Genomic DNA, 11,775 nt, shown 5'->3' on the forward strand with positions numbered 1-11,775 from the left:
GCCGACCTGCACCGCATCCGCTCCTCCGGCGTCCCGCCGCTGACCGAGGAGGACGGCCTCGCCCTGCTCGACGCCGCCATGGGACTCGACGAGCCGTACCTGGTCGCGACCGGTCGTATGGCCGCCGGGGCCCGCCCGCGCGGCGAGGTGCCCACGATGTTCCGCGCCCTCCTGCCCGGCGGACGCCGTACGGCCTCCGCCACCGGCACCGGCGCCGCCACCATGACGGCTCTCGCCACCCGGCTCTACGAACTGCGCGAGACCGACCGGCTGCGCCACGTCGTCGACCTGGTCCGCACCGAGGCGGCGGCCGTCCTCGGCCACGCCTCGCCGCAGGCCGTCGCCGCCGACCGCGACTTCCACGACCTCGGCATCGACTCCCTCACCGCCCTGGAACTGCGCAACCGCCTCACCGCCGTCACCGGCCTGCGCCTCCCGGCCACCCTGGTCTTCGACCACCCGACCCCCACCGCGATCGCCGACCTCGTCCTCGCGGAGGTGCTCGGCCGGCACGACGAGCCGGTGGCCCCGGCCGCGGCGGCAGCCGCCACCGCCGACGACCCGATCGCGATCGTCGGCATGGCCTGCCGCCTCCCCGGCGGGATCGGCACGCCCGAGGAGCTGTGGGCGCTGGTCGCCGAGGGCCGCGAGGGCATCTCCGACTTCCCGACCGACCGCGGCTGGGACCTCGACACCCTGCTCGGTGGCGGCCCCGGCGACCGGGGGCGAAGCGCCACGGCGAAGGGCGGCTTCCTGCACGGGGTGGCCGACTTCGACGCGGCCTTCTTCGGGATCTCGCCGCGCGAGGCCCTCGCGATGGACCCGCAGCAGCGACTCCTGCTGGAGACGTCCTGGGAGGCCGTCGAGCGCGCCGGGATCGACCCGACGGCGCTGCGCGGCAGCCGGACCGGCGTCTTCGTCGGCACGGGCGGCCAGGATTACCTGACGCTGGTGATGAACGCCCAGGAGGACATCGAGGGCCATGCGAGCACCGGCCTGGCCGCGAGCGTGGTCTCCGGCCGGATCTCCTACACCTTCGGCCTGGAGGGCCCGGCGGTCACCGTCGACACGGCGTGCTCCTCCTCGCTGGTGGCGATGCACCTGGCCGCACAGTCGCTGCGCAGCGGCGAGTGCACGCTGGCCCTGGCCGGCGGCGTCACCGTGATGTCGTCCTCGCTCGGGTTCCCCGGCTTCACCCGGCAGGGCGGTCTGGCCCCGGACGGGCGCTGCAAGGCGTTCGCCGACGCGGCGGACGGGACCGGGTGGTCGGAGGGCGCGGGCGTCCTGGTGCTGGAGCGCCTCTCGGACGCCCGCCGCAACGGGCACCCGGTGCTCGCGGTCGTGCGCGGCAGCGCCGTCAACCAGGACGGTGCCTCCAACGGCCTCACTGCTCCCAACGGCCCGTCCCAGCAGCGCGTCATCCTCCAGGCCCTCGCCAACGCGCGCCTCTCGGCGGCGGAGGTCGACTTCGTCGAGGGCCACGGCACGGGCACCACCCTGGGCGACCCGATCGAGGCCCAGGCGCTCCTCGCCACCTACGGGCAGGAGCGCGAACGCCCGCTGCTGCTCGGCTCACTGAAGTCCAACATCGGCCACACCCAGGCCGCCGCCGGCGCGGCCGGCGTGATCAAGGCCGTGCTGTCGATGCAGCACGGCGTGCTGCCCCGCACGCTCCACGTGGACGCGCCGTCCTCGCACGTCGACTGGACGGCCGGTGACATCCGGCTGCTCACGCAGGCGGAGGAGTGGCCGGAGACCGGCCGGCCGCGCCGCGCGGGCGTGTCGGCGTTCGGGATCAGCGGCACCAACGCGCACGTGATCGTCGAGCAGGCGGCGCCGGCCGAAGCCCCCGCTCCGGAGCCGTCGGTGGCGCCGGGCGTCGTGCCGTGGGTGCTGGCGGGCAAGTCCGAGGCCGCGCTGGACGCGCAGCTCGCGCGACTCGAAGGGCTGGACGGCTCGCCCGTGGACGTCGGCCTCTCGCTGGCCGTCGGGCGGTCGCGGTTCGCGCACCGGGCGGTGCTGCTGGACGGTGCCGAGGTGGCCCGGGGCGTCGCCGACGGCGAGCGCAGGACAGCACTGCTGTTCTCCGGACAGGGCGTCCAACGCCTCGGCATGGGGAAGGAGTTGTACGCCCGCTTCCCTGTGTTCGCCGAGGCCTTCGACGCGGTCTGCGCGCAGTTCGACCTGCCCGTCCGCGAGGTCGTGTGGGGCTCGGACGAGGAGCTGATCAACCAGACCGCCTACGCCCAGGCCGGGTTGTTCGCCTTCGAGGTGGCGCTCTACCGGCTCGTCGAATCGCTGGGCGTGCGGGCCGAGTTCGTGGCGGGGCACTCGATCGGCGAGATCGCGGCCGCGCACATCGCCGGAGTGTTCTCCCTGGCCGACGCCTGCGCCCTGGTGGCCGCTCGCGGCCGTCTCATGCAGGCGCTGCCGTCCGGCGGCGCGATGCTGGCCGTGCAGGCGACGGAGCACGAAGTGCTGCCCCTGCTGGGCGACTTCGTGTCGATCGCGGCCGTCAACGGCCCGTCGTCCGTCGTCGTCTCGGGAGCGGAGGAGGCCGTCGCGGCGATCGAGGCGCACTTTGCCGACCGCAAGACGACGCGGTTGCAGGTCTCGCGCGCCTTCCACTCCCCGCTGATGGACCCGATGCTGGAGGACTTCCGTGAGGTCCTCAACGGGCTGACGTACCAGGCCCCTTCGATCCCGCTGGTCTCCAACCTCACCGGTGAACTCGGCGACGAGGACCTCCGCACCCCCGACTACTGGGTGCGCCACGTCCGTGAGGCCGTCCGCTTCGCCGACGGGATCCGCACGCTGCACGCCGCCGGTGCGACCGACTTCGTGGAGCTGGGCCCGGACGCGGCCCTGTCCCCGGCCGTCCGCCAGACCCTGGCGGATGCCTCGGAGGTCGTCGTCGAGCCTGCGGGCCGCCGCGGCCGTCCCGAGGAGACCGCCCTGCTGACCGCACTCGCCCGCCTCCACGTCGTCGGCGTGCCCATCGACTGGGCGCGCCTGTTCGACGGCACCGGTGCCCGCCGCACCGGCCTGCCGACGTACGCCTTCCAGCGCGAGCGCTACTGGCCGCAGACGCACACCCCGACCACCCGCCCCGGCACCGCCGCTCCGGACGACCCGCTGGACGCCCGCTTCTGGGCCGCCGTCGAGGGCGAGGACCTGGAGGCGCTCGCGGCCGACCTCGCCGTGGACGGCGACGCGCTCGGAGCGGTGCTCCCGGCCCTGTCCGCGTGGCGGCGCCACCACCGCGACCAGTCCCTGCTGGACGCGCTGCGCTTCCACGAGTCCTGGCGCGCGCTGCCGGGCGGCTCGACGGCCCGGCCGTCCGGCCCATGGCTGGTGGTGACACCCGCCGAGGGCGGCGACGAGGCGTGGACGGAGGCGGCCTGCGAGGCCGTCGGACCGGACGCGCTGTGCCTGTCCGTGCCCGCCCCGGAGCGCGCCGAGCTCGCTGCGCTGCTGCGCGAACTGCCCTCGACCGGGCGCCCGTTCACCGGCGTCCTGTCCCTCCTCGCACTCGGCCGAGAGGCCGACCCGGCCGCCGCGACCCTCACCCTCCTGCAGGCGCTGCGCGACGCGGACCTCACCGCGCCGCTGTGGTGCCTGACGCGCGGCGCGGTCGCCGTGGCCCGTACCGACTCGCCGGCCGCGCCCGAGCAGGCCGCCGTATGGGGCCTCGGTCGGGTCGCCGCGCTGGAGCACCCCCAGCGGTGGGGCGGCCTCGTCGACCTGCCCGAGGCGCCGGACCGGTCCGCAGTGCGCCGCCTGGCCGCCGCGCTCGCCGGCGCGGACGGCGAGGACCAGATCGCGATCCGCACCGCCGCCGTCCACGCCCGCCGCCTGGTCCCGGCCCCGGCCGGCGTGCCGGACGCGGGCTGGACGCCGGGGCAGACCCCGGGCACCGTGCTGATCACCGGCGGTACCGGCGGCCGGGGCGCCGCCGTGGCCCGCTGGCTCGCCGCCGCGGGCGCGAGCCACCTGCTGCTGGCGAGCCGCCGCGGGCCGGACGCCCCCGGCGCCGCCGACCTCGCCGAGGAGCTGAGCGGCCTGGGCGCCGTCGTGACGATCGCGTCGTGCGACGTCGCCGACCGTGACGCCCTCGCCGCCCTGCTGGCCGGGATCCCCGCCGACGCCCCGCTCACCGCCGTCGTCCACGCGGCGGGCACGGTCGACGACGGCGTCCTCGACGACCTGACGCCCGAGCGCCTCGCCGCAGTCCACCGGGTCCGCGCCGGGGCCGCCCTCCACCTGGACGAGCTGACCCGCGGCCTCGACCTGACGGCCTTCGTGCTCTGCTCCTCCGTCGCGGGCGCCGTCGGCACCCCCGGCCGCGCCACCCTCGCCGCCCCGGCCGCCGTCCTGGACGCGATCGCCCAGCGCCGCCGTGCCGACGGCCTGCCCGCCACCTCCGTGGCCTGGGGCGCCTGGATCGGCTCCGAGGCCACCAGCATCGACCCGGGCGCCCCGGCCGAGGACGACGGACGCATCCAGCGCGCCGCCGTCCCCGCCCTGCACCCCGACCTCGCCCTGGCCGCGCTGCGTCAGGCCGTCACCCGCCCGGCCCCCGCGCTCGTGCTGCTGGACCTGACGCAGCCGCAGGTCCTGGAAAGCCTCGTCGGCCTGCGCGGCAACCCGCTGCTGCGCGACCTCCCAGCGGCCCGGCCCGCCCTGGAGGCCGCCGCCGCGGCCCGCCGCGACTACGCGACCGCCGCCTCCGAGCTCACCGGCCGCCTGCGCGCCCTCACCCCGACCGAGCGCACCGCCCTGCTCACCGACCTCGTCCGCACCCACGTCGCCGCCGTGCTCGGCTACGCCGACCGTTCCGCGGTCGCCGCGGACCGCAAGTTCCGCGACCTCGGCTTCGACTCGCTGACGGCCGTCGAGCTGCCCGCCCGGCTCGGCGCGGCCACCGGCCTCAAGCTCCCCGCCACCTCCGTCTACGACTACCCGACCGCCCAGGCCCTCGCCGAGCACCTCCTGGCCGAGCTCCTCGACACCCCCGCGGACCCGCTGCTGCCCGCCGTGCGGGCCGCGGCCGACGACGGCGAGCCGATCGCGATCGTCGGCATGGCCTGCCGTCTGCCCGGCGGGGTCACCTCGCCCGACGAGCTGTGGCGCCTGGTCTCCGAGGGCGGCGACGGAATCGCCGGCTTCCCGCAGGACCGCGGCTGGGACCTGCGGACCCTGCTCGTCGGCGACCGCGACGGTCGAGGCCGCAGCGCCACCCTGGAAGGCGGCTTCCTCGACGCCGTCGCCGACTTCGACGCCTCCTTCTTCGGAATCTCGCCCCGCGAGGCCCTCGCGATGGACCCGCAGCAGCGCCTGCTGCTGGAGACGTCCTGGGAGGCCCTGGAGCGCGCCGGGGTCGACCCGCAGAAGCTCGGCGGCAGCCGCACCGGCGTCTTCGTCGGCACCAACGGCCTCGACTACGCGACGCTCATGATGAACTCGCGCGAGGACATCGGCGGCCACGCCGGCACCGGCCTGGCGTCGAGCGTGCTGTCCGGGCGCATCTCCTACACGCTCGGCCTGGAAGGCCCGGCCGTCACGGTCGACACCGCGTGCTCCTCCTCGCTCGTCGCCCTGCACTGGGCCGCCCAGGCGCTGCGCAACGGCGAGTGCGGACTCGCGCTCGCGGGCGGCGTGACGGTGATGACCACGCCGGTGAGCTTCGCCGGCTTCACCGTCCAGAACGGCCTCGCCGCCGACGGCCGCTGCAAGGCCTACTCGGACGCCGCCGACGGCACCAACTGGTCCGAGGGCGTCGGCATGCTGGTCCTGGAGCGGCTGTCGGACGCCCGCCGCAACGGGCACCCCGTGCTGGCCGTCGTGCGTGGCAGCGCCGTCAACCAGGACGGCGCCTCGAACGGCATCACCGCGCCCAACGGCCCCTCGCAGCAGCGCGTCATCCGCCAGGCGCTCGCGAGCGCGGGACTGTCGGCCGCCGAGGTCGACGCCGTCGAGGGCCACGGCACCGGCACCGCCCTCGGCGACCCGATCGAGGCCCAGGCGCTCCTCGCCACCTACGGGAGGAACCGCGAACGGCCGCTCCTGCTCGGCTCGCTGAAGTCCAACATCGGCCACACCCAGGCCGCCGCCGGCGTCGCCGGGGTGATCAAGACCGTGCTCGCCATGCGGCACGGCGTGCTGCCGAAGTCCCTGCACATCGACCGGCCGTCCACCGTCGTGGACTGGACGGCGGGCTCGATCGACCTGCTCACCGAGGCCCGGCCGTGGCCCGAGGTCGGCCGTCCTCGGCGGGCCGGGGTCTCCTCGTTCGGGATCAGCGGCACCAACGCGCACGTGATCCTCGAACAGGCCCCCCCGGTGACCGAGTGCACCGAGGACCAGCGGGTGCTGCCCGCCGTCGTCCCGTGGGTGCTCTCCGCCCGCTCCGAGGCCGCGCTGGAGACCCACCTCGCCCGCGCCTGCGCCCTCGAACTCTCTCCGTTGGACATCGGGTTCTCGCTCGCCACCGGACGATCCGCCTTCGAGCACCGGGCCGTGCTGCTCGCCTGCAGCGAGGGGCTGACCGAGGTCGCTCGCGGCGTCGCGGCGGACCGCTCGACGGCCTTCCTGTTCTCCGGCCAGGGCTCGCAGCGCCTCGGCATGGGCCGGGAACTGTACACGCGCTTCCCGGTGTTCGCGGACGCCTTCGACGCGGTGTGCGCGGTGCTGGACGAGCACCTGGACCAGCCGCTGCGCGCGGTCGTCTGGGGCGAGGACGCGGAGCTGCCGAACCGGACGGAGTACGCCCAGGCCGGGTTGTTCGCCGTCGAGGTGGCGCTGTACCGGCTCGTCGAATCCCTGGGCGTGCGCCCGGAGTTCGTCGCGGGCCACTCGATCGGCGAGATCGCCGCGGCGCACGTCGCCGGGGTGTTCTCGCTCGGTGACGCGTGCGCCCTGGTGGCGGCGCGCGGCCGGCTGATGCAGGCGCTGCCGTCCGGCGGCGCGATGCTCGCCGTTCAGGCCACGGAGGACGAAGTCCTGCCGCTGCTCGGTGACTTCGTGTCGATCGCCGCCGTCAACGGCCCGACCTCCGTCGTCGTCTCCGGCACGGAGGAGGCCGTCGCGGCGATCGAGGCGCACTTCGCCGACCGCAGGACGTCCCGCCTGCGGGTGTCCCACGCCTTCCACTCCCCGCTGATGGACCCGATGCTGGAGGACTTCCGCACCGTCCTCAACGGCCTGTCCTACGGCGCCCCTTCGATCCCGGTCGTCTCCAACCTCACCGGCGCCTTCGGCGCGGACCTCACCAGCCCCGACTACTGGGTGCGCCACGTCCGCGAGGCCGTCCGCTTCGCCGACGGCGTCCGCACCCTGCGCGAAGCCGGGGCCACCGCCTTCCTCGAACTCGGCCCCGACGGCGTCCTCACCGCCCTCGTCGAACAGAGCCTCGGCGACGACGCGGCCGACTGCGTCCACGCCGCCGCCCTGCGCAAGGACCGCGCCGACGAGCGCACCCTGCTCACCGCCCTCGCCGCGCTCCACGCGGCCGGCGTCCCGGTCGACTGGGCGGCCCTGTTCGACGGCACCGGCGCCCGCCGGGTCGACCTGCCCACCTACGCCTTCGACCACCGCCGCTACTGGCCTCGCCCGGCCGCCCTCTCCGGCGACGTCGCCTCCGTCGGCCTCGTCCCGGCCGACCATCCGCTGCTCGGCGCCGCCGTCCCGCTCGCCGACGACACGGACGGCGTGCTCTTCACCAGCCGCCTCGCCCTGCGCGTCCACCCGTGGCTGCTCGACCACCGGATCGGCGGCCGGCTCGCCTTCCCCGCCGCCGCCTTCGTCGAACTGGCCGTCCGGGCCGGCGACCAGGTCGGCTGCGGCCGGATCGCGGAGCTCACGCTCGGCGACCCGCTGCCGCTCGCCGAGGACGACGAACCCGTCGTGCAGGTGCGCGTCGGCACGCCCGACGAGACCGGCGCCCGCCCGGTGGCCTGCTACGCCCGCCCCGGCGACGCCGCCCCCGACGAGCCGTGGACGCGCTGCGCCACCGGCACCCTCGTGCCCCAGGACACCGACCTGCCGGACCACGCCCAGGCGGTCTGGCCGCCGGCGGGCGCGCTCGCCGTCGACCTGGACGGCTTCTACCGCGAGCCCGGGCGCGGCCCGGCGTTCCGGGGACTGCGCGCCGCCTGGCTGCGCGGCGAGGAGGTGTTCGCGGAGGTCGAGCTGGCCGGCGAACCCGGCGAGGACGCCCGCTACTTCGGCCTCCACCCGGCCCTGCTCGACGCGGCCCTGCACGCCGCCGTGCTGATCGGCGTCGGCACCGAGGAGCAGCTGCCGCAGCCCCAGGCCTGGCAGGGCGTGGCCCTGCACGCCGGGGGAGCGGCCGCCCTGCGGGTGCGCGTGGCCCGCTTCGGGGAGGACACGGTGTCCGTCACCGCCACCGACCCGGCGGGCGGCGCGGTGCTGACGGTCGGTTCGGTCGCCCTGCGCGCCCCGCAGACCGCCGCGGCCGCCGCCCGCACCGGCCGCGACCCGCTGTTTCGGATCGAGTGGGTCCCCGCCCCCGCGACGCCGCCCGCCGCCACGGCGCCGAGCTGCACGGCGCTCGGCCGGGACGCCTACGGCACGGGCTCCTCGGCCGCGACTCTCGCGGACCTCGGCCGTCCGGTGCCCGACCTCGTCCTGGTCACCCTGGAAGGCCCGGCCGGCGACGTCCCCGAGGCCGTCCACGCACACACCACGCGCGTACTCGCCCTCGTCCAGGACTGGCTGGCCGACGACCGCGCCGCCGCCTCCCGGCTGGTGTTCGTGACCCGGGGCGCCGTCCGGGCCGCCGACGGCGAGACCGTCCGCGACCTGCCCGGCGGCGCCGCCTGGGGCCTGGTCCGCTCGGCGAACTCCGAGCACCCCGGCCGCTTCGCCCTGCTCGATGTCGAAGGCACGGAGGACGTGGCCGCGGTCCTGCCGCTGCTGCCCGGCCTGCTGGCGGACGGCGAGGCCCAGTTCGCCGTCCGCGGCGGCGCCCTGCGGGTGGGCCGACTGGCCCGGCTCGCGGACGCGGCGGGGCTGCTGCCCCCGGCCGGCACGCCGTGGGTCCTGGAGGGCACGACCCCCGAGGACATGGCCCTGGTGCCCTGCCCCGGGGCGGCCGGGCCGCCCGCGACCGGGCAGGTCGCCGTCGCCGTCCGGGCCGCCGTCCACGGCCGCGGCACCGGCGCGGCCGGCGTGGTGACGGCGGTCGGTGACGGCGTGCCGGACCTTCGCCCGGGCGACGAGGTGTTCGGCGTGCTGCCCGCCGGGCCGAAGGCGGTCGCCGACCGGCGCCTGCTGGCCCGGCTGCCCGAGGGCTGGTCCTTCGAGGGCGCCGCCGCCCTGGCCGCGGACTTCGTCCCCGCCCGGCAGGCCCTCGGCGGCTCGGCCCTCCAGGCCGGCCGGACCGTCCACGTGCACGCCACCGCCACCGGACCGGCCACCGCCGCCGTCGAGCTCGCCCTGCGACTGGGCGCCGACGTCTCCGCCACGGCCCCCGACGGGCTGCGCGCCGCCCTGCTCGGCCACGGCCTGCCGCCCGAGCGGCTCGTCGACCGCGCGGCGGCGGGTACCGACCTCGTCCTCGACGACGACGCCTTGGCCCAACTGCCGGCGCCGGACCCCGAGGAGACCGCCGACATCCTCGCGGAGCTCGTCGCCCTGGCGGCGAGCGGTGAGCTTGCCCCGCCGCCGGTCGCCGCGCACGACATCCGCGACGCGCGCACCGCGCTCGCCACCGAGGCCCCGGCCGACCGGACCGTCCTCACGATGCCCGCGGAGTGGAACCCCGACGGCACCGTGCTGATCACCGGCGGCACCGGCGCCCTCGGCCGCCACCTCGCTCGCCGCCTCGCCGTCAGCGGCGCCCGCCACCTGCTGCTCACCAGCCGGCGCGGACCGGACGCGCCCGGCGCGGCCGAACTCCTCGCCGACCTGGCGGCCCTCGGCGCCGAGGGCCGCGTCGTCGCCTGCGACACCGCCGACCGCGCCGCCACCGAGGCCCTGCTCGCCGGCATCCCGACCGAACACCCGCTCACCGCCGTCATCCACACGGCCGGTGTGCTGGACGACGGCATCATCACCGCGCTGACCCCCGAGCGCCTGTCCGCCGTCCTGCGGCCCAAGGTCGACGCCGTCTGGCAGCTGCACGAGCTCACCCGGCAGCTGGACCTCGCCGCCTTCGCCGTCTTCTCGTCCATCGCGGGCGTCATGGGCAGCCCCGGCCAGGGCAACTACGCCGCGGCCAACGCGTTCTTGGACGCCCTGGTCGACCACCGCAGGTCGCTCGGCCTCGCCGGCACCTCGCTCGCCTGGGGCCCGTGGGCCCAGGAGGCGGGCATGACCAGTGAGCTCAGCGAGACCGACATGCGGCGCATGCAGTCCGGCGGCATCCCGCCGCTCTCCGTCGAGCAGGGCCTCGCCCTGTTCGAGGCCGCTCTCGGCTCCGCCGAACCGCTCGTCATCCCCATGGGCCTGGCCGCCGGGGGCATGCGCCCCCAGGGCGATGTGCCGCCGCTGTTCCGCGGACTCGTCCGCGCCGCCCGGCGCACCGCCTCGGGCGGCGGCGCGAGCGGCGCCGACGCGGCCGCCGGCTTCACCCGGCAGCTGCTCGACCTCAACGAGCGCGACCGCATGCGCTACCTCGTCGACACCGTGCGCGCCGAGGCCGCCGCCGTCCTCGGCCACTCCTCCCCGGAGGCCGTCGACGCCGAACGCGACTTCTACGAGCTCGGGTTCGACTCGCTCACCGCCGTCGAACTGCGCAACCGGATCGCCGCCGTCACCGGCCTGCGGATGCCCGCCACCGTCGTCTTCGACAGCCGCTCGCCCGTCGAGCTCGCCACCTGGATCCGTAGCGAACTCGCCAACCAGCGCACCGAGGACGGCGAGGGCGGGGCCGTCCTCGTGCCCGGCGGCGAACCCGAACTCGACTCCCTGGAACGGCTGTTCACCGACGCCCTGGTCAATGGCAAGGTGTCCGAGGCCCAGCGCATGCTCGCGACCGTCGCGGCCCTGCGCCCCACCTTCGAGGCGACCGCCGAACTGGAGGACCTGCCCTGGGCGACCCGCCTCGCGGAGGGGCCGCGCCCGACCCGGCTGATCTGCGTCAGCGCGCCCACCGCCAACGCGGGCGTGCACCAGTACTCCCGGCTCGCCGCCCACTTCCGCGGCGAGCGCGAGGTGTCGGCGCTCCCGCTGGTCGGCTTCGCCACCGGCGAGCGGCTGCCCGCCACCCCCGAGGTCGCCACCCGGGTGATCGCCGAGAGCGCCCTGCGCGCCAGCGACGGCCACCCGTTCGTCCTCGCCGGCCACTCCTCCGGCGGCTCCTTCGCCTACGCCGCGGCCGGCCTGCTGGAGCACACATGGGGCATCCGCCCGGCGGGCGTCGTCCTCTTCGACACGCTGAGCTTCCAGCACAACGCGGACGAGGGCACCGACTACACCGGCATGATGCGGCTCAACTTCACCGGCGCCGACTCGCCGGTGCGGCTGACCAACTCCCGGCTGTCCGCCATGGGCCGCTGGATGGTCCTGCTCAACCGCCTGGAGGTCCACCACACCACGGCCCCCGTCCTGCTGATCACCTGTGACCGCGTCCTGACGGGCGTCGACGAGGCCCCCATCGAGCAGCGCGCCCAGGTCGAACCGCTCGTGCCGGGCGCCCGGGTGGTCGGCGTCGACGCCGACCACCTGTCGATGATCCGTGAGGACTCGGCCCTCACTGCCGAGATCGTGGAGGAGTGGCTGCGCGGCCAGGAGTAGCCGCGGGCCGGACGG

Annotated in this window: 1 protein-coding gene; it reads left to right on the top strand. The window is 76.4% G+C overall.

Going from position 1 to position 11,775, the window contains the following annotated elements; all coding sequences use genetic code 11:
- Positions 1-78 precede the first annotated feature (78 nt).
- Entirely contained in the window at positions 79-11,760 is an 11,682-nt protein-coding gene (locus ACZ3UD_RS34045) for a type I polyketide synthase (RefSeq protein WP_465596694.1), read from the top strand.
- Positions 11,761-11,775 lie beyond the last annotated feature (15 nt).

The organism is Kitasatospora sp. NPDC023118 (genome assembly GCF_055560875.1).